Annotated in this window: 23 protein-coding genes and 1 pseudogene; 15 read left to right on the forward strand and 9 right to left on the reverse strand. The window is 69.5% G+C overall.

The window, feature by feature from the left end; translation table 11 throughout:
* Positions 1 to 57 precede the first annotated feature (57 nt).
* On the forward strand, positions 58 to 4,008 hold the full coding sequence (gene hrpA / locus ACFHWE_RS14380) for an ATP-dependent RNA helicase HrpA (RefSeq protein ID WP_416601986.1): 3,951 nt from the start codon (positions 58 to 60) through the stop codon (positions 4,006 to 4,008).
* Positions 4,009 to 4,209: 201 nt separating this feature from the next.
* On the opposite strand, the gene ACFHWE_RS14385 is transcribed toward hrpA, so the two are convergent.
* Together ACFHWE_RS14385 and ACFHWE_RS14390 are read right to left on the reverse strand one after the other, a co-directional pair.
* On the reverse strand, positions 4,210 to 4,470 hold the full coding sequence (locus ACFHWE_RS14385) for a type II toxin-antitoxin system RelE family toxin (RefSeq protein WP_416602161.1): 261 nt from the start codon (positions 4,468 to 4,470) through the stop codon (positions 4,210 to 4,212).
* Entirely contained in the window at positions 4,467 to 4,652 is a 186-nt protein-coding gene (locus ACFHWE_RS14390; protein WP_416601989.1) for a hypothetical protein, read from the reverse strand. The genes ACFHWE_RS14385 and ACFHWE_RS14390 overlap by 4 nt, the downstream gene beginning before the upstream one ends.
* Before the next feature lie 233 nt (positions 4,653 to 4,885).
* Between ACFHWE_RS14390 and ACFHWE_RS14395 the strand changes: the two genes are divergently transcribed.
* Complete coding sequence (locus tag ACFHWE_RS14395; RefSeq protein ID WP_416601991.1) at positions 4,886 to 5,965, forward strand: lactonase family protein; 1,080 nt, start codon at positions 4,886 to 4,888, stop codon at positions 5,963 to 5,965.
* Positions 5,966 to 6,190: 225 nt separating this feature from the next.
* Here ACFHWE_RS14395 and ACFHWE_RS14400 read toward each other — a convergent pair whose 3' ends face one another.
* Positions 6,191 to 6,547, reverse strand: a complete 357-nt coding sequence (locus ACFHWE_RS14400; protein WP_416601993.1) for a hypothetical protein — start codon at positions 6,545 to 6,547, stop codon at positions 6,191 to 6,193.
* 145 nt (positions 6,548 to 6,692) lie between these two features.
* Between ACFHWE_RS14400 and ACFHWE_RS14405 the strand changes: the two genes are divergently transcribed.
* Positions 6,693 to 6,881 carry a hypothetical protein gene (locus ACFHWE_RS14405; RefSeq protein WP_416601995.1) on the forward strand — a complete coding sequence of 63 codons (189 nt, stop codon included), beginning with the start codon at positions 6,693 to 6,695 and terminating at the stop codon, positions 6,879 to 6,881.
* 28 nt (positions 6,882 to 6,909) lie between these two features.
* On the opposite strand, the gene ACFHWE_RS14410 is transcribed toward ACFHWE_RS14405, so the two are convergent.
* The 4 genes from ACFHWE_RS14410 to ACFHWE_RS14425 all read right to left on the reverse strand — a co-directional run bounded on the left by ACFHWE_RS14410 (position 6,910) and on the right by ACFHWE_RS14425 (position 9,020).
* A complete protein-coding gene (locus tag ACFHWE_RS14410; protein WP_416601998.1) occupies positions 6,910 to 7,374 on the reverse strand; it encodes a hypothetical protein in 465 nt (154 codons plus the stop codon).
* Positions 7,361 to 7,822 (reverse strand): Panacea domain-containing protein, encoded by a 462-nt coding sequence (locus ACFHWE_RS14415; protein ID WP_416602000.1) that lies wholly within the window; start codon positions 7,820 to 7,822, stop codon positions 7,361 to 7,363. The genes ACFHWE_RS14410 and ACFHWE_RS14415 overlap by 14 nt, the downstream gene beginning before the upstream one ends.
* Before the next feature lie 362 nt (positions 7,823 to 8,184).
* Positions 8,185 to 8,523 carry a hypothetical protein gene (locus ACFHWE_RS14420; RefSeq protein ID WP_416602002.1) on the reverse strand — a complete coding sequence of 113 codons (339 nt, stop codon included), beginning with the start codon at positions 8,521 to 8,523 and terminating at the stop codon, positions 8,185 to 8,187.
* Positions 8,523 to 9,020 (reverse strand): ATP-binding protein, encoded by a 498-nt coding sequence (locus ACFHWE_RS14425; protein WP_416602004.1) that lies wholly within the window; start codon positions 9,018 to 9,020, stop codon positions 8,523 to 8,525. Before ACFHWE_RS14425 ends, ACFHWE_RS14420 begins: the two co-directional genes overlap by 1 nt.
* A 263-nt stretch (positions 9,021 to 9,283) precedes the next feature.
* Between ACFHWE_RS14425 and ACFHWE_RS14430 the strand changes: the two genes are divergently transcribed.
* The 4 genes and pseudogenes from ACFHWE_RS14430 to ACFHWE_RS14445 all read left to right on the forward strand — a co-directional run bounded on the left by ACFHWE_RS14430 (position 9,284) and on the right by ACFHWE_RS14445 (position 11,809).
* Positions 9,284 to 10,150 carry a helix-turn-helix domain-containing protein gene (locus tag ACFHWE_RS14430; protein WP_416602006.1) on the forward strand — a complete coding sequence of 289 codons (867 nt, stop codon included), beginning with the start codon at positions 9,284 to 9,286 and terminating at the stop codon, positions 10,148 to 10,150.
* 15 nt (positions 10,151 to 10,165) lie between these two features.
* Positions 10,166 to 10,237 (forward strand): annotated as a pseudogene (locus ACFHWE_RS14435) (DUF397 domain-containing protein); the annotation flags it as partial.
* 6 nt (positions 10,238 to 10,243) lie between these two features.
* Positions 10,244 to 10,429: a DUF397 domain-containing protein gene (locus ACFHWE_RS14440; RefSeq protein WP_416602163.1), complete on the forward strand. Its 186-nt coding sequence runs from the start codon at positions 10,244 to 10,246 to the stop codon at positions 10,427 to 10,429.
* 849 nt (positions 10,430 to 11,278) lie between these two features.
* The gene (locus ACFHWE_RS14445; RefSeq protein WP_416602009.1) at positions 11,279 to 11,809 is read left to right on the forward strand and encodes an NUDIX hydrolase; all 531 of its coding nucleotides are present in this window, start codon (positions 11,279 to 11,281) and stop codon (positions 11,807 to 11,809) included.
* Here ACFHWE_RS14445 and ACFHWE_RS14450 read toward each other — a convergent pair.
* Positions 11,796 to 13,139, reverse strand: a complete 1,344-nt coding sequence (locus ACFHWE_RS14450) for a hypothetical protein (protein WP_416602011.1) — start codon at positions 13,137 to 13,139, stop codon at positions 11,796 to 11,798. The genes ACFHWE_RS14445 and ACFHWE_RS14450 overlap by 14 nt on opposite strands.
* A 554-nt stretch (positions 13,140 to 13,693) precedes the next feature.
* Between ACFHWE_RS14450 and fxlM the strand changes: the two genes are divergently transcribed.
* From fxlM to ACFHWE_RS14490, 8 genes are all read left to right on the forward strand, one after another.
* Positions 13,694 to 14,941 carry a methyltransferase, FxLD system gene (fxlM, locus tag ACFHWE_RS14455; protein ID WP_416602013.1) on the forward strand — a complete coding sequence of 416 codons (1,248 nt, stop codon included), beginning with the start codon at positions 13,694 to 13,696 and terminating at the stop codon, positions 14,939 to 14,941.
* A gap of 5 nt (positions 14,942 to 14,946) precedes the next feature.
* Positions 14,947 to 15,138 carry an FxLD family lanthipeptide gene (locus ACFHWE_RS14460; RefSeq protein ID WP_416602016.1) on the forward strand — a complete coding sequence of 64 codons (192 nt, stop codon included), beginning with the start codon at positions 14,947 to 14,949 and terminating at the stop codon, positions 15,136 to 15,138.
* 92 nt (positions 15,139 to 15,230) lie between these two features.
* On the forward strand, positions 15,231 to 16,415 hold the full coding sequence (locus tag ACFHWE_RS14465) for a lantibiotic dehydratase (protein ID WP_416602017.1): 1,185 nt from the start codon (positions 15,231 to 15,233) through the stop codon (positions 16,413 to 16,415).
* A 2-nt stretch (positions 16,416 to 16,417) separates the two neighbouring features.
* Positions 16,418 to 17,026: a lantibiotic dehydratase gene (locus tag ACFHWE_RS14470; RefSeq protein WP_416602165.1), complete on the forward strand. Its 609-nt coding sequence runs from the start codon at positions 16,418 to 16,420 to the stop codon at positions 17,024 to 17,026.
* Positions 16,926 to 17,690, forward strand: a complete 765-nt coding sequence (locus ACFHWE_RS14475) for a thiopeptide-type bacteriocin biosynthesis protein (protein ID WP_416602019.1) — start codon at positions 16,926 to 16,928, stop codon at positions 17,688 to 17,690. The genes ACFHWE_RS14470 and ACFHWE_RS14475 overlap by 101 nt, the downstream gene beginning before the upstream one ends.
* On the forward strand, positions 17,687 to 18,574 hold the full coding sequence (locus ACFHWE_RS14480) for a lanthionine synthetase C family protein (protein ID WP_416602021.1): 888 nt from the start codon (positions 17,687 to 17,689) through the stop codon (positions 18,572 to 18,574). The genes ACFHWE_RS14475 and ACFHWE_RS14480 overlap by 4 nt, the downstream gene beginning before the upstream one ends.
* Before the next feature lie 25 nt (positions 18,575 to 18,599).
* Positions 18,600 to 18,896 (forward strand): lanthionine synthetase LanC family protein, encoded by a 297-nt coding sequence (locus ACFHWE_RS14485; RefSeq protein WP_416602022.1) that lies wholly within the window; start codon positions 18,600 to 18,602, stop codon positions 18,894 to 18,896.
* Positions 18,897 to 19,002: 106 nt separating this feature from the next.
* The gene (locus ACFHWE_RS14490) at positions 19,003 to 19,488 is read left to right on the forward strand and encodes a hypothetical protein (protein ID WP_416602024.1); all 486 of its coding nucleotides are present in this window, start codon (positions 19,003 to 19,005) and stop codon (positions 19,486 to 19,488) included.
* A gap of 10 nt (positions 19,489 to 19,498) precedes the next feature.
* Here the strand turns inward: ACFHWE_RS14490 and ACFHWE_RS14495 are convergent, their stop codons facing one another.
* Positions 19,499 to 20,512, reverse strand: a complete 1,014-nt coding sequence (locus ACFHWE_RS14495; protein WP_416602026.1) for an asparaginase — start codon at positions 20,510 to 20,512, stop codon at positions 19,499 to 19,501.
* Positions 20,513 to 20,586: the final 74 nt, after the last annotated feature.

Consider the following 20,586-nt stretch of genomic DNA (forward strand, 5'->3'; position numbering starts at 1 on the left):
AGGAGAGGGCGTTTCCTTCCCGGCTTGAAGGACCGGGTCTCCACGCCCAACAAACTGATGAGCACCACCACGCCCGCGCCCGGCGCCGACACACTCCGTTCCCGGCTCCGCGACCTCATGCCCGCGGACCGGCACCGGATCCGCCGCCGTATCGACGGCCTGGCCAAGATCCGCGACGAGCGCCGCCGCGCCTCGGTCACCGAGCAGATCGGCAGGGACCTCGACGAGGCCGCCCTGCGCGTGGACCTGCGCCGCGAGGCGGTCCCCGAGCTCACCTACCCCGAGGCGCTGCCCGTCAGCGCCCGCCGCGAGGACATCGCCGAGGCCGTCCGCGACAACCAGGTCGTCATCGTCGCCGGTGAGACCGGCTCCGGCAAGACCACCCAGTTGCCCAAGATCTGCCTCGAACTGGGCCGCGGCGTCATGGGCACCATCGGCCACACCCAGCCCCGCCGCCTGGCCGCGCGCACCGTCGCCGAGCGCATCGCCGACGAGGTCGGCACCCCGCTGGGCGAGACCATCGGCTACAAGGTGCGCTTCACCGACACCTCCGGGGACAGCACCCTCGTCAAGCTGATGACCGACGGCATCCTGCTCGCCGAGATCCAGCGCGACCGCATGCTGCGCGCCTACGACACCCTCATCATCGACGAGGCGCACGAGCGCAGCCTCAACATCGACTTCCTGCTGGGCTACCTCAAACAGCTCCTGCCCAAGCGCCCCGACCTCAAGGTGATCATCACCTCGGCCACCATCGACCCCGAGCGCTTCTCCCGCCACTTCGACGACGCCCCCATCGTCGAGGTGTCCGGCCGCACCTACCCCGTCGAGGTCCGCTACCGGCCGCTGTCGGAGGAGATCCTCGACCCCGAGGAGAAGAACCCCGGTGGCCGCACCGACCGCGACCAGACCCAGGCCATCCTCGACGCCGTCGACGAACTCGCCGGGGAGGCGCCCGGCGACGTCCTGGTCTTCCTCAGCGGCGAACGCGAGATCCGCGACACCGCCGAGGCCCTGGAGAAGCAGAAGCTCCCGGGCACCGAGGTCCTGCCGCTCTACGCCCGGCTGTCCACCGCCGAGCAGAGACGCGTGTGGGCCCCCCACCGGGGCCGCCGCATCGTGCTGGCCACCAACGTCGCCGAGACCTCCCTGACGGTGCCCGGCATCAAGTACGTCATCGACCCCGGCACGGCGCGCATCTCCCGCTACAGCCACCGCACCAAGGTGCAGCGCCTGCCCATCGAAGCCGTCTCCCAGGCCTCGGCCAACCAGCGCAAGGGCCGCTGCGGCCGCGTCTCCGAGGGCATCTGCATCCGGCTGTACTCGGAGGAGGACTTCCTGTCCCGCCCCGAGTTCACCGACCCGGAGATCCTGCGCACCAACCTCGCCTCGGTCATCCTCCAGATGGCCTCCCTGGGCCTGGGCGACATCGCCGCCTTCCCCTTCGTGGACGGCCCCGACCACCGCCAGATCAAGGACGGCGTCACCCTCCTCACCGAACTCGGCGCCCTGCACCCCGACCCCTCCGGCGGCACGCGCCGCCTCACCCAGCTCGGCCGCCGCCTCGCCCAACTGCCCATCGACCCGCGCCTGGGCCGCATGGTGCTGGAGGCCGAGCAGCGCGACTGCCTCGGGGAGGTCCTGGTGATCACCGCCGCGCTGTCCATCCAGGACCCGCGCGAGCGCCCCGCCGACAAGCAGGAGCAGGCCCGCGCCGCGCACGCCAGGTTCAACGACAAGGAGTCGGACTTCCTGGCCTTCCTCAACCTGTGGAACCACCTCAGGGACCGCCAGCGCGAACTGTCGGGCAACCAGTTCCGCAGGCTGTGCCGGGACGAGTTCCTCAACTACCTGCGCGTACGCGAGTGGCAGGACATCCACGGCCAGCTCAAGCAGGTGCTGCGCCAGATGGACGTGGAGGTGCCCCGCCCCCGCGAGGAGGCCGCCGACCCCCGGGGCGTGCACATGTCCCTGCTGTCGGGACTGCTCTCCCACGTGGGGCTCAAGGACCCGGAGAAGCACGAGTACCTGGGCGGTCGCGGCGCCCGGTTCGCGATCTTCCCCGGCTCGGCGCTGTTCAAGAAGCAGCCCCGCTACGTGATGGCCGCCGAGCTGGTGGAGACCTCCAAGCTCTGGGGCCGCATGGTCGCCCGTATCGAACCCGAATGGGCCGAACAGCTCGCCGGGGACATCGTCAAGCGCAACTACAGCGAACCGCACTGGGAGCGCAAGCGCGGCGCCGTCATGGCCTTCGAGCGCGTCACCCTCTACGGCGTGCCGCTCGTGGCCGGACGCAAGGTGCAGTACGGGCGCATCGACCCCGAACTCTCCCGTGAACTGTTCATCCGCCGCGCCCTGGTGGAGGGCGACTGGGACACCCGCCACCACTTCTTCCACGACAACCGCAAGCTGCTGGACGAGGTGGGCGACCTCGAACACCGCGCCCGCCGCCGCGACATCGTCGTCGACGACGAGACCCTGTTCGGCTTCTACGACCGCCGTATCCCGGACACGGTGGTCTCGGCCGCCCACTTCGACTCCTGGTGGAAGAAGGAGCGCCGCGACAACCCCACCCTGCTCGACTTCACCCGCGACGAGCTGATCAACGACGGCGTGGACGCCGTCAGCGAGGACGACTACCCCGACGTGTGGCGCCAGGGTGAGTTCGCCTTCCCGCTCACCTACCAGTTCGAGCCGGGCAGCGACTCCGACGGCGTCACCGCCCACGTCCCCGTCAAGCTGCTCAACCAGGTGGAGAACACCGGGTTCGACTGGCAGATCCCGGGGCTGCGCGACGAGCTCATCACCGCCCTGATCCGCTCCCTGCCTAAGCCGCTGCGGCGCAACTTCGTGCCCGTGCCCGACCACGCCGCCCAGGCGCGCGCCGGGCTGGAACCCTACTCCGGGCCGCTGGCCGAGGCGCTGGCCGCCGAACTCACCCGCATGGCGGGGGAGCGGGTGCCCGCCAGCGCGTTCCAGCTCGACCGGGTCCCCGACCATCTGCGGATCACCTTCCGCGCCGTGGACGGCAGGAACCGGTCCGTGGCCGAGTCCAAGGATCTGGAGCAGCTGCGCGCCAAGCTCAAACCCCGCCTGCGCGAGGCCATCGCCACCGAGGCCAAGGGGGTGGAGAGGAAGGGCCTGACCTCGTGGGACTTCGGGCCGCTGGAGCGGACCCTGGAGCGCAAGGCGCTCGGCCCCGCCGTCAAGGGCTACCCCGCCCTGGTGGACGAGGGCGACAGCGTCGCCATCCGCATCTTCGACACCCGCCCCGAGCAGCGCGCCGCCATGCACGCGGGAACCCGTCGGCTCCTGCTGCTCACCGTGCCCTCGGTGGCGCACGTGGTCAGCAAGGGGCTCAACAACCCCGACAAGCTCGCCCTGGCCGACAACCCGCACGGGTCGGTCAAGAAGATGCTCGCCGACGCCGAGGCCGCCGCCGTCGACCACCTGCTGGTCCGCGAGGGCGGGCCGGTGTGGAACGCCGAGGACTTCGCGGGGCTCGCCGACCGGGTCCGTGCCGACCTGGGGGACACCCTCGCCGAGGTGCTCGACAAGACGGCGCGGGTGCTGGTGCTGTGGCGCAAGGTGGCCAAGAAGGTCAAGGGCACCACGTCCCTGGCGGTGCTGCCCTCGCTCAACGACGTGCAGGGCCAGCTCGGCGACCTGGTGGGGGAGGGCTTCGCCACCCGTACCGGCCTGGCGCGCCTGGACGACGTGCACCGGTACCTGCGTGGCGTGGAGTACCGGTTGAACAAGCTGGCGGACAACCCGCGCCGCGACCAGGTGAACATGGCCAAGGTCGAGCAGATGCGCCAGGCGGTGCGCAAGGTCGTGGGCGCGCTGCCCGCCGGCCGGGCCGCCGACCCGGACGCGGCGGAGCTGCGGTGGATGCTGGAGGAGTACCGGATCAGCCTGTTCGCCCAGGAGCTGCGGACCGCCTACCCGGTCTCCGACAAGCGCATCATGAAGGCGATCGAGGCCGTGAAGGCGGCCAAGCCCGAGTAGCGCGGGGCCGCCGGGGCGGCCTTGGTGGCCCCGTCACCCGGTTCGCACCGTGCGGCGGTGCCTGAGTACCGCCGGGGCGAGTTCCCCGATCGGCTGGGCGGGCTCGTCCTCCTGTGCCATCAGGGCATCGAAGAACGCGGCGGGAAGCGTGGCGGTGTGTGCTTCCCCTGTGGTGCGGGGGCCGCTGAGCGGTTCGGTCCGTCATCGGCCATAGACGTCTCCTCGGGCGCCGACCTTGACGACGACCACAGTGATCCTGCTGTCGTCGACGGTATAGACCACCCGGTAGTCACCGACACGAATGCGGTAGCCGTCCTTGGCCTTGAGCTTCTTGCAGCCGTCCGGGCGTGGATCGCCGGCCAGGCCCTCGATGGCTTTGATGATGCGCTGACGCACCGGTCCGTCGAGTCTGCGTATCTCCTTCCGGGCCGAGGACTTGATGTCGACGGTGTAGTGGATCAGACGTAGTCCTCGGCCCGGAAGGGGATGGTCTCCTCATCGGCGCGGGCATCGATCGCCGCGCTGTCAGCGGCGTCCTCCAGCTCCTCCAGATACGCGGCGGACACCAAGACCAGGCCGCGATCGGTCAGTGCATCGGCCAGCTCCGCCGCCATTCGGCTAGGGCCGACTGGTTCAGCCGTCATCATTCGCCTCCCTGTGATCAAACCCGCCGGAACACGGCTGCTTGTCCACGGTGTCGCTGCCCTGTGGTCGCACGGTCCATGCGCTCGGGGCTCCTATCAGACTAACCTCGCTCAGCCATGGGATGGGGATTCCGTGGCAGGCCCCTGTGCGTCGTGTGCGGGATTCGGGCCGGTAACATGCGCCCGGTGGTGTAGACCACTGTCGGTACACGCGCGACGGAAACGAGGACCCAGTGAGCGACTCGGCGGACAGACGGCGGCTCCTGCTGGTGGGCACCTACACCCCCGACTCCGAGCCCCCGGGCGGGGGCGCGGGCATCCACCGGGTGCGGTTCGACCCCGCCACGGGGGAACTGGCCGACGCCGGGGTCGCGGCGCGCACCCCGGGGCCGTCCTTCCTGGCCTTCCACGAGCACCCGCCCACGGTGTACGCCGTGGGCGAGCGAGCCGAGGGCAGCGTGGCCGCCTTCCAGGTCCACGGGGACGCCTCGCTGACCGAACTGGGCTCCGCCCCCAGCAGGGGCGGATCGCCGTGCCACGTCCTGGTGTCCGGGTTCACGCTCGCGGTGAGCAACTACGCCGACGGGGTGGTGGGCCTGTACGAACTGGCGCCGGACGGCACGATCGGCTCCCCGGCGGCGGAGCCGGTCACGCACTCCGGGAGCGGGCCGGTCACCGACCGCCAGGAGGGGCCGCACGCCCACAGCACCGCGGCCCTGGACGAGCGCTGCCTGCTCGTGGCCGACCTGGGCACCGACGAGCTGCGCGTCGTCCGCGACGGCGAGCAGACCGGAACCGTTGTCCTGCCGCCCGGCACCGGCCCCCGGCACACGGCGGTGGCGGGGGAGTACGTGTACGTCGCGGGCGAACTGGATTCGCGGGTGCACGTCCTGCGCTGGGACGGCGACACCGGCACCGCGGAGTACCTGGGTTCGGTGCACGCCACCGGGGAGGAGGCCGCGGGCAAGAGCTTCCCCGGCGAGATCCTCGTGCACCGGGACCACGTGTACGTGTCCAACCGGGGCGCCGACACCATCTCGACCTTCGCCGTGCACGACGGCGGCGCGCGCCTGGAGCACGTGGCCAACACCCCGTCGGGGGCGTGGCCGCGCAACTTCGCCGTGGTCCGGGGACACGGGGACGAGCCCGACCACCTGGTGGTGGCCGCGCAGAACGGCGGTGAGCTGGCCTCGCTGCGCATCGACCCGGCCACCGGGGTCCCCGCCGACACCGGGCACCGGGTGGGCGTCCCCGACCCGGTGTGCGTGCTGCCGGTACCGATCAACCGCATCCGCAGGGCCGGGGAGCGCTGAGGTTCCGCGCTCCTCGTCTCTCCGGTTCCGGCTGAACGAGGTTCGCCGTGTGGCGAACCTCGGCGCTTGATCTCGTCGTGGGGCGAACCTCGTGGATCCCTTTCCGGACGCTGTCCATGGCCTCCTCGCGAGTCGGACCGTCCCCCAAGGCATCACCCAGTTCGCCGAGGTCGGCGTGAGCGCACCACAGGCCGTCTTCGTCCTGTTCCAGAGTGATGTCGATGTTCAGCGTTGTTCCCACGGTGGTCCCTCCTGATCCGGGTCATGCCTGGCCGTGACCCCGCCGGGACGTGCGAAGAGGTGTCGCCGGTCCACTGAGCGCGTGTCCACGGACTCTTGCACGTGTACGGAGAGGAGGGTGAGCGCTTCGGAGACCGAGTCCGGGGGGCCGTTCCCTTCTTGCATGCGTCGCACGTGTTCGTGCAAGGACTCCGGGTCCAGATGGAGCATCAGAGGTGGATCGAAGTGGTCTTCGTAGAACCGATGGAGCAGTATGCCGGGTTGCCCGACTCCGTACTCCACGGTGAACCCTGATCCCGTGAGTTCCTTCAGGAACTCAAGAAAGACTTCCTTCTTGTTCACATGGAATCCTTTCTTGAGCGCACGGTACGGCGATCGTGTTCCTATGCTGATGTCTCCGGCCCCTGGAAAACCGCTGACAGGGCCGGGCGGGCGGTCTCACCATGGAGACGGTGGGGTCACGGTGGCCCTTTCGGGAGGGGGAGGCATGAGTGGAGCCGGTCACTACGCCTACCGGGTGCGCTGGTCGTCCGAGGACGGGGCGTACCTCGGTACGGTCGCGGAGTTCCCTTCCCTGTCCTGGCTCGCCGACGACCGCGCCGGGGCGTTCGAGGGCATCCAGAGGCTCACCGCCGACGTGGTCGAGGACATGCGGGCCTCCGGTGAGCCACCGTAGACGGCCAGGGCCGAGACCGAGGCGCGGCTCAGGTGTGCTTCTTCCGGCTCGGCCAGATGCGGTGTTCGGGATCCCAGAACACGACGTGGAAGACGTTGGCGTCGAGGAAGCCGTACAGTCTGCCGGGCCCGTTCATCCGCAGCCGGGAGATTCTCGTCTGATCGGCCAGCCGGAGGTGTTCCAGGCGCTCCCGGGCATGTCTGTTCGGTAGCCCCTCCACGTCGTAGCTCTTGGCGAGGCCGCCGCTCTGGTGGAAGAGTTCACGGACACTCATCCGCTCGAAGTCCCGCAGCTTTCTCAGCAGGTCGCAGAGGCCTTGGCCGGAGACACGCGCGAACCCCCACGGCCCCTCGTGGTCGACGTGTTCGAAGCGCCAGCACATGCGCTCGTGAGAGCTGTCGGCGCGGGGAAGACGACCGGGGTCGGGCGGGCTCTTGTCCGGAGGCTTGGCGGGGGCTGGAGCCTTCTTCCTGCCGCCCTTACCCTTGGGCACTGTCGGCCGCTGTCAACGTTGTGAAGTACTCGTGGATATCCGCCTCGGTGAGGGGCTCGTTGCTCCGTTCGAGCCCTTCGGCCCCGGCTCGTTCGCGTGCGCGCAGCCAGGGCGCCTCGCGATGGGTCATCGCCGACAGGTGGTGCGCGCTGAAGTCCCGGAGCGATCCCAGAACGAGGTCGACGGACTCCCGCTCGCCGGGGTCCAGTGCTTCGGGATCACCCCCGATGTCCTCCGGTTCCACGGAGAACAGACCGCGGTGGCGCGTGTACAGATCGGGTGCGACCGGGCCGTTGGCCCAGGCCTCGAACCGTTCGGGGAACAGCGGGCGCTCCTCCCAGGCCAGGTGGTAGCCGTAGGAGTAGTAGCACAGCTTCTGGAGCTTCATGGCGCTCATGGGTCCCAAGCGGTCGAGAATGTACCGGGCGACGTCGGTCACGTCGGCCATGCCGTTCCCTCCTGGTCGTGTCGGGGGGTTTCGGTGCGGTGTTTTCGCACGTTATCGTCTCTTTTCGATCATACGTGTGAGGGTTCGCACGGTCTATGCACCCGAGGTGCGATCACCCTAACCTTCGCGGGCGACGCCGGTCCGGTGAAACCGCGAAGTTCCCGGGCCCGCCCGGCGCGGTGTCGGTTCGCGTGTTTTCAGAACCTGTTCTCACCTGGGAGAACACGATTCCGGCCGGCCTGGCGCTCCGGTTCTGCCGGGTGTTCCGGGCTCTCCGGAGCGCCGGGTGAGGATGGTCCGGTACCGATACCGAGCGGCCCGGGGGCGCCGGTCCCCGGGCCACGGTCGCTACGGTCCTCGGTCTACGGCCTGGGGCCGGCCACCGTGCCGGGGCGGCTCCAGTGGCCGCGCGGCCTGGGCCTGGGCGGCAGCCTCAGCCCCGCGCGCCGTCGCCGCGCCTGGGCGGGGGTCGGGGGCGAGGCCGGGTCCGTCGGCATGGACCCTCCCGGCTGCACCCTCTCGATCTGCGCGGCCAGCTTCGGTGCGCTGTCGCCGCTCAGCAGCACCATGAGTCCGGTGTGCGCCGCCCAGTACTGGCCGGTGGCGTTGCCGTGCCACACCGTCCACCCCCGGCGCCGGTAGGCGGCACGGAGGCGGTGCAGCCCCTGGATGGTGGACGTTCCCCGGGGCTCCACCGCCATCACCTGCTCTTCCTGGGCAGGGGAACCACCGGAGCCAGTGGTTCGGGGACGTTCCAGCGCAGCTCGAAGAACATGCCGGGTCCGCGCGGGGACTGGAACCGCCCCCAACGGGAGGCGATGGCGTTCACCAGGAGCAGGCCGCGCCCGCCCTCGGCGTAGGTGTCGGGTGCGGCGATCCGGAAGGTGGGCGGCCGCTTGTAGGCGTCGAGCACCTCCACGCGCAGCCACCCGTGGAAGAAGAACGCCCGGATGGAGAAGTCACCGCGCCCCGCGCCGACCGTCGGGGCGTGCTGGACGTTGTTGGCGGCCAGCTCCGAGAGCAGGAGCAGGGTGTTCTCGGCGGTCTCCTCCGGAGCGTCGGCGAAGGCCAGCTTGCGGGACATCCAGTCGCGGGCCTCCTTCACGCTCTCGGGGCGTCCGATGAACCGGAAGGAGCAGCGCCGCAGCGGCAGGCGCCGCCGGGGGCCGGGGCTGTCGGGGAAGATACGGTTGGACACGGGTCCTCACCTGTCATGTCAGGTCGTGGGCCAAGGCCCTGACCAGGTGTGCCAGCACCTGATCAGGGCCGCTTGTGTATGTGGGCGGTGCAGCTCAGTCCCTTGCAGGGCTGTTCGCCGACATCACTGCTAGTGTGCACGGCAATACAAAATATGGCAAGAGAGTCTTTAGAAATACTGCCATCGGCAACTTGCGAAAAGTTGGCTCCGTGCATTGGATCAGTGAAACTGTGGACGTCCATGTCTGCATCGGGAGGTGTCGGGTGGCAGAGGCCAGCCCCACGGTCGCGCGCCGCACCCTGGCGAGAGTGCTGAGACAGAGCAGGGAAAGCGCGGGGATGACGGCGGCCAAGGCCGCCAAGCATGCAGGTATGCACGCTGCGACGCTGAGTAAGGTCGAGAGTGCAACGACACGTATCCAGCCGGGCACCGCGCAGGCCCTCATGAAGTTTTACGGGGGCTCTGAAGAGGAGTGCGATGCCGTCTTCGAGCTGGCACATGCGGCGCGGCGGCGAGGATGGTGGCAGACCTACAAGTCAACTCCTGCCTGGTTTGACTCCTATGTGGGTCTGGAGACGGAAGCAGAGCTTATCCGTGACTACCAGACGGAGCTGATTCACGGCTTGCTCCAAACTGAGGAGTATGCGTTTTCCCTGGCCATCGCGGCTGTCGATGTCTCATCGGAGGATGAGGCATGGGAGCACGTATCACTGCGTATGGCACGCCAGGAGAGGCTCACAGGTGATCGGCCCCTTCAACTGGACGTCATCATGAACGAAGCCGCTCTCTACCGTGAAGTGGGCGGACCGAAGGTGATGGAAGCCCAGCTCCGCCAGCTTCGAGAACGCTGCGAACTCCCCAATGTGTCGTGCCGCATCCTGCCCTTCGGTGCAGGGGAGCACCCGGCTGGATACGGCTCATTCATGGTCATCTCGTTCCCCGAGTCAGGACATAGGACGATCACCTACAGCGACGTCGTCTATGTCGAGTACGGCCTGGGTGCCCTCTATCTGGAAGAGCCTGCCGACGTCACCCACTTCTCCAAGGTGTTCGATGGCTTGCAGGATCGTGCGCTGAGCCGTGAGAAGTCGTCAGTAGTGGTTGAGCGTGCGCTCGCCAAGTACAAGTAGTAGAGAGGCCACGCAGTGGAACAAAACGCATCCTTGTGGCGTAAGTCCAGCTACAGTTCGAACACCGGAGCTTGTGTCGAGGTCGCCGGTACGGTGCCGTCCAACTGGCGCAAGTCCAGCTACAGCGGCAACGGCCCTACGCGCGTCGAGGTGTCGGACACCCCTTCGCGCGTCCATGTCCGGGACACGCAGAACCGGCCCCTGGGCCACCTCTCCTTCCCCTCCTCGGACTGGGCCGCTCTCCTGTTCGCCTTGCGTGGGGACACCGAGACCGGCTGAAGCCGACAGGTTTCCGGCGTGGGGGTGGTGGCGGCGCGTCCGGTGCGGTAGAGGTGATGTGTCGCATCTGGTGAGCGAAGCGGAGGGGGCTTGTACACCGAATCTCGTTCGGGAGCGAAAACCCTGGTTTGCGTGCAGGGCGTTCGGGCTGGTCAGCGACTCGCGAGAGTGAAATGTGGCTTGGGTCACGCACTCTTGGTGGTGCTGGAAGGTGGTCGCGTGCAGAAGGGGTGTGTCGTCGCAGGTCAGAGGCCACGAAAAACGGCAAGGGTTTCGGCCCCCTATGAAGCCCGTAGGGCATGGAAACGGCTTCTCAGCGCTGCTCAATGGCTTCGAGCTCGTTTCGGCCCCCTATGAAGCCCGTAGGGCATGGAAACGGCGGTGGGCGCATCTGAGCGCCTCTGCACTTGCCACGTTTCGGACCCCTATGAAGCCCGTAGGGCATGGAAACAGCAGCAACACGGCGAACGCGTACGGCCAGAGCACGTTTCGGAGGCCTATGAAGCCCGTAGGGCACTGGTATGACTCTGTGAGGAGACCGTGTGGCGCGGATCGGGGTCACTGGGCACTCGAACCTGAGGGCCGGCACCGTCCCCTTGGTCCGTGAGGTCCTGGCCGATGCCCTGATCCCCTACGCCGACGGTGACCTGGTCGGCCTCTCCTGCCTGGCGCGCGGTGTGGGCCTGGTCGAGCTTGCCGCGCTGGGTGTAGGTCCGTGCGATGTCCGCCTGGAGGGTGACCCGGCGTTCGGTCGGGCCGGATGCTGGCGAGGCCAGCCCGTGACCGGGGCGCCGGTGAGTGCGTGGAGGCGGCCAAGGGCCGATGATCCCCGCCGGTTATGGTGCGACTGTGACTACCCAGTGGACCATCCACGGCGAGAAGCTCGTGGACGAGAACCGGCACATCCGTCTCAGCACGGTCGACGTCACTCTCCCTGACGGCGTCTCCTTCACCCAGTACGTCGTCAAGATGCCCCCGGCCGTGATGACCATCGTCGTCAACGAACAACGCGAAGTCCTGCTGATGCGGCGGCACCGGTTCATCATCGATCAGTGGGTGTGGGAACTCCCCGGCGGTTACGTCGACCACGCCGAAGACATCGGGCTCGCCGCAGCCCGCGAGGTCGAAGAGGAAACCGGATGGCGGCCCGAATCCATGGAACACCTGGTCACCTTCCAGCCCGCCATCGGATCGGTGGACCAGCCGCAGATCGTCTACCTCGCCCGTGGCGCGGCGCTCACTGACACCGCCCCGGATGTCAACGAGGCCCAGGAGATCGCGTGGTGGCCCATCGACGAAGCCGTCGCCATGATCGACCGGGGTGAGATCATCGGAGCGTCGACCGTCGTCGCCGTATACCGGGTGCTCAGCCTGCTGTGAGCACCGCTGCTCGGGCGTTGAACTCGGCCACATCGGGGTGGTGTTCGTGTCGGCTCAGGCGATGCTGGAGACGCCGAAGATAGGAGAAGGCACGACGCGACTGCAACCCTTCGACCAGGCCCAAAGCGACACCGCCAACGCGCACGGCTTCCTCCGGTTCGTTGGGAGCGTGCGCGGTCGCCAACATGAGCAGATTGAACACCCTGCCACGCACGTAGCCCTCGTTCATCTCCAACGACCGTTCCGCGTACCGGGCCGTCTGCGCATCCACCCCCAGGGCGAGGAAGCAGTGAGCCACCTTCGCCGCGAGATACGCACTGTCGAAGTAGGCCAACCATTCCGGCGGCGCCGGGTCGTCCTTCTCGAACGCCTTCTCTCCCGCGCGTAGTGCCCCCGACGTAGCCCGCGTGTCCGACCGCCCGGCGTGCCCGTGCGCCTCGATCAGGTGGCACTCCGCGACCAGCGCCGGGTGCCCGGAACGGGCCGCTGCGGACTGTGCCGCACGTGCCAGATCCACCGCTTCCCCTGACCGGCCGATGTAGGTGGCTTGGTGGCCCATCGCCGCGAGGATCTCCGCACACAACCCGTGTTCCCCGGCGGTCTGCGCCATGCGTAGCGCCTGCACGAGGTACCGCTGAGCGAGCCCGTGCTCCTCGCAGTCGTAGGCCATCCACCCCACGGCCTTCGTCAGCTCAGCGGCAGCGGAGAACAGTTCACGGCCGATCTCCGACGTGTAGGTCCCTCGGAGTAGCGGAGCGACATTGGAGTTGAGGTACTGCACCACGGTCGACCGAATCCGCCCGCCACCGACCCGGTTGTCCAGGTCGTAGAACGCACGGGTCATCTGGCGGATCGCGTCGATCTCCGGTCGGCCTACACGTGCTCGCCCGCGGTGGATCGGCTCCAGCCCCGGCGGGTGGGTGAGCCACCGTGTGGCCGCGCTCGGATACGCCGCCGATGAGTACCCGCCTGTGAGGGTGCGACGCCGTTCGGCGTCGTCCCGGTAGAGCTGCGCGGCGGTGTGGATGCCGCTGGTCCAGTCAAGCGGGAATTCCGGCGAGAAGTCTTCGTGCCCGGGGAGACCACAGTCGGCAGGGTTCACGGGCCTCCCGAGCGCCTCGGCGAGCACCTCCGCGATCAAGGCCGGTACTGGTTGTTGGGGGCGTTCGCCTTCCAACCAACGACGGACGCTGTTGTGGTCGTAGGCCAGTACCAAACCGCGTTCGTGGCCGTGGGCGACCACGCGCCGCGCAAGTCCTTTCGCGGGCATGTGGGTTTCATTCAGGAGTTCCGCGAGCTGGGTGTTCGGTTGCTTGGGGGTTCGCGGCACTGCTTCTCCATAAGAAAAGAGGGGCGGAAGTCGCAGTGTGTCACGAACGGTACGGGGAGACGTTGTAGTCGTGGAAACACACTCCTGGTGCGCGCTCCCCCCTCCTTCCGCGCACTCTTGGTCCCGCCCGTCATACCTTCACAACCCCTACCGGGGCAGAGATCGTGGTTGGTGAGGAGGCCGCGATGACGTATCAGGACATGGCCGAGTTAATGGGCGAAGCAGCCCAGGCAGTGGACTCAGGGAGAACGACACACGCTGTAGACGAACGGGACCGTCAAACCGACCAGTTTCGGCATGATTTTCCTGGATGGGACGTTCGAGAGACGCAAGACGGTACCTGGCGGGCTGTGCGTACCGATGGCCGAGACGGACTCGTAGGTATGGCTGCTGTCTCGCTGGGCGAATTGCGTGACTGCCTCACCGAAGCGTTGGAAGCACATCCATGACCGAACCCGAACAGATCGGGAACAGCTCTTGCCATCGGCTTCCAGGCCGCTCCACTTGTACTTGCCGCGACAGGTGACCGATCGACGATGAGAAAGAGGTAACCCTTGCACCGACCTGAATCCGCCACCGCCCGTGACGCGATGGTGCGGCAGATCCTCGACGAACACACGCACGCGGGCGCGGGGCTGTCGGCCTCGGTGGAGCGCGCCCTGCGCCGTGTGCCCCGTGAACACTTCCTGCCGGGCCTGGACCTGGAGGAGGTCTACAACGCGCACCGGGCCGTGGTGACCAAGCGCGACGAGGACACCGGCACGGCGCTCAGCTCGGTGTCGGCGCCGAGCATCATCGCGACCATGCTGGACCGGGCCGGCATCGCTCCCGGGATGCGGGTGCTGGAGATCGGTTCCGGGGGCTACAACGCCGCGCTCATCGCCGAACTCGTCGGCCAGGGCGGGCAGGTCACCTCCATCGACATCGATCCGGACGTGGCCGACCGTGCCCGCCGCTGCCTGGACGCAGCCGGGTACGGGCGTGTGCGCACCGCCGTCGCCGACGGCGAGTACGGGTTCGCCGACCGCGCCCCCTACGACCGCGTCCTGGTCACCGCCGGGGCCTGGGACGTACCGCCCGCCTGGCGTGAGCAGCTCGCCCAGGGCGGACGGATGGTCGTGCCGATGCGGATCCGCGGCCTGACCCGCTGCCTGACCCTGGAATCGGGTAAGGACGGTGTCCTGCGCTCCCGACACGTGGACATGTGCGGGTTCGTGCGCGTGCAGGGCGCGGGCGAGCACTGGGAACCCATGCCCTACCTCAACGACACTCCTGGCCAGCGGGTCGGACTGCGCCTGGAGGACGGACCCGACGCGGACGCCGACACGCTGGCCAAGGCCCTCACCCAAGAGGGGGTCGAGCGCTGGTCCGGGTTCACGGTCGCCGACGAGGAACCGACCGACGCCCAAGACCTGTGGATGGCCTCGGAAGCCGACCGGTGGGCGGTGCTGACCGCCGACCGGGGCGCGGTCGCCTCCGGCCTGCTGCGCCCGGTGGTGCTGTTCGGTACCCCCGCGCTGGTCAGTACGGACGGGTCCGGCTTCGCCTACCGGACGCTGCGCGACAGCGCGGAAGCCCCCGAGCGCGCGGAGTTCGGAGCCGTGGGCCACGGCCCCTCCGGGGCGGAGACGGCCGAGGATCTGTGCGCGCTGATGCGCTCCTGGGACCGGCACGGCCCCGGCCCCGACATCGCCCTGTTCCCCCGGACCACACCGGATGACCTGCTTCCCGCCGGTCGTGTGGTGGACAAGAAGCACACCCGGATGGTCATCACCTGGCCGCCCCGAGCACCGAAGGAGTAACCGCTATGCGCGTACCGGTCCTCGACGTCGTCGAGACCCAGCACGGGTTCACCCCCATTGAGGAGATGTTCGATCTCGACGTGCGGGTGCACCAGGGCACGAGCGTGGACTCGGACCTGTGGAGCATGACCAACGACGGTTGTGGCAAGACGTGCCAGTCGGCGTGCACCAACAGTTGCACGCGCCGCACCGTCTGATGATCACCAGTAGTTGAGCCCAACGGCCGCCCCGGTGATGCCCGTGTTCGACGCGGGGCGGCCTCCCCTTCCCATCGCGTGGTGGAGAGACCATGTTCGTTCCCGCCGAACCCGCCGTGACGGTGCGGGCCGCTTTGTTCCAGCCCGACCCGCACGAGGAGACGTGGCCGGACCCCGCAACGGCTTCCCCGGGAGAGCTCCGGACCTGGATACGCCGGATCTGGAACGTGGCCTCCCGTTTCGCCGAAGCCGTCCGGCTGGCCGGCCCGCGCCTGGCCGAGGAAGCCGACCGGATATGCGATGGTTCCGGCGACCTGTCACCGCGCCGCCTACGACGGTGCGCCGCCGCCCTCATGCGGTACCGGTTGCGGTCCCAGCACCGGCCGACCCCCTTCGGCCTGTTCGCCGGGGTGGCCCCCGTCCGTATCGGAGCGTTCACCGCTGTCCAGTGGGGATATGCCCACCAGCCGGTAGCCCGTCCGGACGCCCGCTGGCTCGCCTCCTACGCCGCCCACCTCGATGAACAGGCTCACCAGGAACTGAAGGTCGTGGCCGCCTCCACGATCCGGGTCAGCGGCGAACGCTTGGTATTGGACTATTCGACCGCAGCCGCACCGGACGACGTGCACCCCGTATCGGTACGGCACACCCCGGCCATCGCGCACGCCCTCGCTCTGACACGCTCTCCCCGGCCCCTGGGTGAGATCGAAGACCTCTTGTGCGCAAGGTTCGCCCCCGCGTCCCGAACAGTGGTGAGAGGGATGCTCACCTGCCTCCTCCAGCACGGGTTCCTGATCAGCTCCGCGCACACCCCCATGACCGAACCGGACCCGCTGGAGTACCTGCTGGAGGGCGCACCGCACCTTCAAGACCTCCCCGAGCTGGACAGGCCAGCGGTGGACACCCTCCTGGACGCCGATATCGCCCTGGCCCCGGCCGTGGTCGATACAGCCGTGCGCACAGTGAACGTCCTCCAGGCCTGGGCACCCGACCGGTTCGGATCCCCCTCGTGGGTCGACTACCACCATCGCTGTCTGGAGCGGTACGGCCCCGGCGCGGTCGTCGACCTGCTCGACCTGGTCGGACCCACCGGGGTCGGTTGGCCCCACGGCTACCGGGGGTCGGTGCTTCCCCTGCCCGAACCCCGAGTGGAGGGTGAGAGGGAGGCCGCGCTGACCCGCGCCGCGCACACCGCCGCCCTCGACGGTGAGGACGAGATCGACCTCGCCGAACTGCCCCCACCCCGACAGAACACAGGGCCGCGCCCCCGCACGTAGAACTGCGAGCCCAACTCTGGGCGGCCTCCCCCGAAGCCGTGGACGCGGGGGAGTCGAACCTGTGGGTGGTCGGCGTCTCCCGCGCGGTCGGGGTTCTCACCGGCCGGTTCCTCCACCTGGAGGACCTGGAACACGAGGACTACGCGCACCTGCCGACCCTCACCGAGCACGCCGTTCCCGTCCAGGTCACCGGTCCACCCGTAGTGGAGTCCGCACACAACATCGCCCGCACACCGCCGGTCCTGGACCACCTGCTGGTGATCGACGAACACCCGCCCCCGAACCGGAACGGCCGAGTGGTCTTCGGCCCCGACGACGTCCAGGTACGGATCGACGCCGACCATCTGCGGCTGCAACGCCGATCCACCGGGCAGGTCATCGAACCGCAGTTCCTCTCCGCCCTGGAACCGCGCTGGCATACTCACCCGCTGGTCCGGTTGTGCCACGAACTGCTCCGCGCCCGCCTGGCACCGCACCTGTTCTTCTCCCAACGCCGCCCATCTTCCCGGTGTGCCCGGGTGGACGTCAGCGCACCTGTACGCCGACACCGACCTGTACACCCGCATCCTCACCGACCACATGGCGGACCTGTGGGACCGCCTCGGTGGTGAACCCGCCTGGTGGGTGGTGCGCTACGGCGACCACCACGGACCCCACCTGCGGCTACGGCTCTTCTCCGACGCCCCCGCACACCTGGTGGCTCTGGCCGACTGGACCCGCGCACTCCAACAGGCCCGTCTGGTGCGATCGCTGACGCTGGAGACCTACCAGCCCGAGACCGGCCGTTACGGCCACGGCCCCGCGATAGAGGCGGCCCATGCCGTGTTCGCGGCCGACACCACGGCGGCCGTCGCCGAACTCCGCTATGCGGGAGACGACGTTGCACGTGTACACGCTGCCGCCGCCGCTTCCCTGCTGCGCCTGGTTCTTGACACTCTTCCCGAGAGCGGCCTTCGCTGGGCCGTGGAGCACCTGCCTCGCTCGCGCACACCGATCGACCGCACTGCCCGCACCCTCGGCCACCAGCTCATCGGCGCGGTCGACGATGCTTCGGACGGTGACCTGCTTCAGGCATGGAAGAACCGTGCGGCTGCCCTATCCGCCTACCGTCAGGCCCTTCCGCGGCCCGACCGCCTCCGAGACGTTCTCGGCTCCCTGCTCCACATGCACCACAACCGGGTGGTCGGCCCCGACCGCACCGACGAGACGCGGCTCCTGGAACTGACCCGGGCTCTCGCCCTGGCCCTGATCCACACCCGCGAGGCGGCCCGATGATCCCCCGCGACGCTGCCGCCGAGTTCGTCGCCCGGGTAGCCGACCACTTCGCCTACCCGCCCCAGGTGCCGATCGGACCCCCGCAGTGCCTGGACCGGGGAGCCGCCGGGATCGCCCTCCTGCACGCAGTCCGCGCCCGCCACGACCCGGCCAGCGCCGAGCGAGCCCACGCCTGGCTTCGCACGGCCACCGCAGACGGTGCGGACACCGGCAGGCCCGCCGGGCTGCTCTACGGCCTCCCCGCCCTGGTCCTGGTGCTGTCCCTGCTCGAAGACCACTACCCCGGGGCGCGGAAGACGTTGACGCGCCACCTGAACACCATGGCGCACCAACGGGTCGAGGCCGCCCATGTGCGCAGGGCCTCCGGCGCGCTGCCCTCGTTCGGCGAATACGACCTGATCGGCGGGCTGGCGGGGATCGGTGCGGTGCTGCTGCGCGCCGGCCCCGGAGGATCGGCGGCCGAGCGGGTCCTCGACTCTCTGGTCCGACTGACCGAGCCCGTCCGGGGCAGAGGCGGCGGGGAACGCCCCGGCTGGTGGGTGCACCACGACCCGTGGCCCCACACGGCCCCGGAGTGGGAGGGCGGGCACGCCAACCTGGGGATGGCGCACGGCGCGGCCGGGGTTCTCGCAGTGCTGTCCCTGGCGCATCGTGCAGGCGTTCGGGTGGAGGGGCACGGAGAGGCGATCGAACGGATCTGCCGCTACCTGGACACCTGGCGACAGGAGGGCGAGGCGGGTTCGCGGTGGCCGTTGTGGGTGCGCCGCGACGCCGCGGGCCGCAGCATCCGCGGGCAGGACGTACCGGGCGCGCCGTCCTGGTGTTACGGGACACCCGGGCTGGCGCGCCCAACAGCTCGCCGCGATCGCGACCGGCGACGCTGACCGGCAGCGGGATTCTGAGACGGCGATGGCCCTCTGCGCCGGTGATGCTGCCCAGCGGTCCCGGCTGGGAGCACACGGGTTATGCCACGGGCGCGCGGGGCTGCTTCTGCTCCTTCGCCGTATGGCCGCAGACCAGGACGGTCACGGCCCGGTGAGGCTGGCCGATCAGATTCCCCTCCTCAGGGAGGAACTCCTGGAGTCCACCCACAAGGGTCAGGCTTCGCACGGTTTGCTGGAAGGCACGATCGGAACCGCCTTGGCGCTCGCCCCCCGACCCTTCGAGGCAGGAGGAGCACTGGGGGATGCCTGCCTGGCGATCTGAGACGCCTGACCATGCAGAGCGCCGTTGTGCCAAGCCGGTCGGCGATTCGCGCCGCACGCTTCGCTACGCTGCCGTTCCACCACCCCCGACGATGTGAGGAGACCGCGTGGCGCGGATCGGGATCACCGGGCACTCGAACCTGACGGCTGACACCGTCCCCCTGGTCCGTGAGGCCCTGGCCGACGCCCTGACCCCCTATACCGGCGGTGACCTGGTCGGCCTCTCCTGTCTGGCGCGCGGGGCGGACCAGCTCTTCGCCGAGGCCGTGCTCGACGCGGGCGGGCGGCTCGAAGTGGTCCTGCCGTCGGTGGACTACCGGGAGGCCAAGGTCAGGGCCGACAACCTGGAACGGTTCGACCTTCTCCTCATGCGCTCGGCGCTGGTGCGGTACATGCCGCATCGCACCGCAGGGAAGGCCGCCTACGCCGACGCCAACGAGGCCGTGCTCGGCGGGATCGACCGGCTCTTCGCGGTCTGGGACAGCAAGCCCTCCGGCGGCAGGGGCGGCACCGGGGACGCCGTCGAGGCGGCGCGCACCCGCGGGGTTCCGGTGGACGTGGTCTGGCCCGAGGGGGCCGCGCGGGAGCGGTAGCAGACGCCGGTCAGTCGGCGTAGCCGCCCGCCGCGGCGAACGCCGCCGTGATCGCGGCACGGTCCGCGCCGGTGGCCAGCAGTGCCCACAGCAGCAGGCGCGCCTTGCACGGGTCGAGGAACCCGGCGCGGATCAGCCCGCGTGCCAGCAGGTCGCGTTCGGAGCCGGGGAACCCGTAGGTGGCGGCCAGACCGGGACCCGCGCCGATGCGCGAGGCGAGTACCACCGGCACCCGGTCTGCGAGTGCGTCGAGGACCGGCACCAGCGCCTCGGGGACGTGGCCCACGCCCAGCGCCGCGACCACCAGGCCGTCGACCCGGTCGGCCAGCCCTTCGAGCAGGACGCCGTCGTCGCCGAAGCCGACGGTGGCCAGGGCGACGCGGGGCCGCCCGCGCACCGCGTCCGGGGCCACCGTGACGCGCTCGCCGGCGCGGCGGGTGAGCAGGCGCGGGACGCCTTCGACGAGGTGGCCGAGCGGGCCGGTGTCGGGGGAGTCGAAGGCCCAGAGCCCGGTGGTGTGCGTCTTGCGGACCCGTGGGGCGGCGTGGATCCGGTCGGCGAGCACCACCAGCACCCCCTGGCCGCGCGTGGACGGGTGGGCGGCGGTCCGCACGGCGGTGAGCAGGTTGGCGGGGCCGTCGGCCCCGGCCAGGGTGGGGCCACGCATCGCGCCGGTGACGACGATCGGCTGCGGGGCGGTGTGGAACAGGTCGAGGAGGTAGGCGGTCTCCTCGATGGTGTCGGTGCCCTGGGTGATGACCGCGCCGTCCAGTTCGCCCGCCGCCGTGCGCCGACCGATCTCGGCGGCCAGGTCGGTGAGATCTGCGAAGCCCAGGGAGGCGCTGGGCAGGCAGCGGAAGTCCACGGCCTCCACACCGATACCGGTCTCCGCCAGGCCGGGGACCGCCGCGACCAACTGGTCGGCCGACAAAGCGGGGACGACACCGCCCGTCTCGCCGGTGGCGGCGATGGTGCCGCCCAGCCCGTACACGGCCACCCGGCGCCGGGGTCCCTCGTTCGGCACGGCTCTCCTCGTCTCTTGCGTATCCGCTGCGCGGGCAGCCTAGCGCGGTGGTGCGACGCGGGGCGGTGCAAGAC

The organism is Nocardiopsis sp. LOL_012 (assembly GCF_048060475.1).
Classification (GTDB): Bacteria; Actinomycetota; Actinomycetes; order Streptosporangiales; family Streptosporangiaceae; genus Nocardiopsis.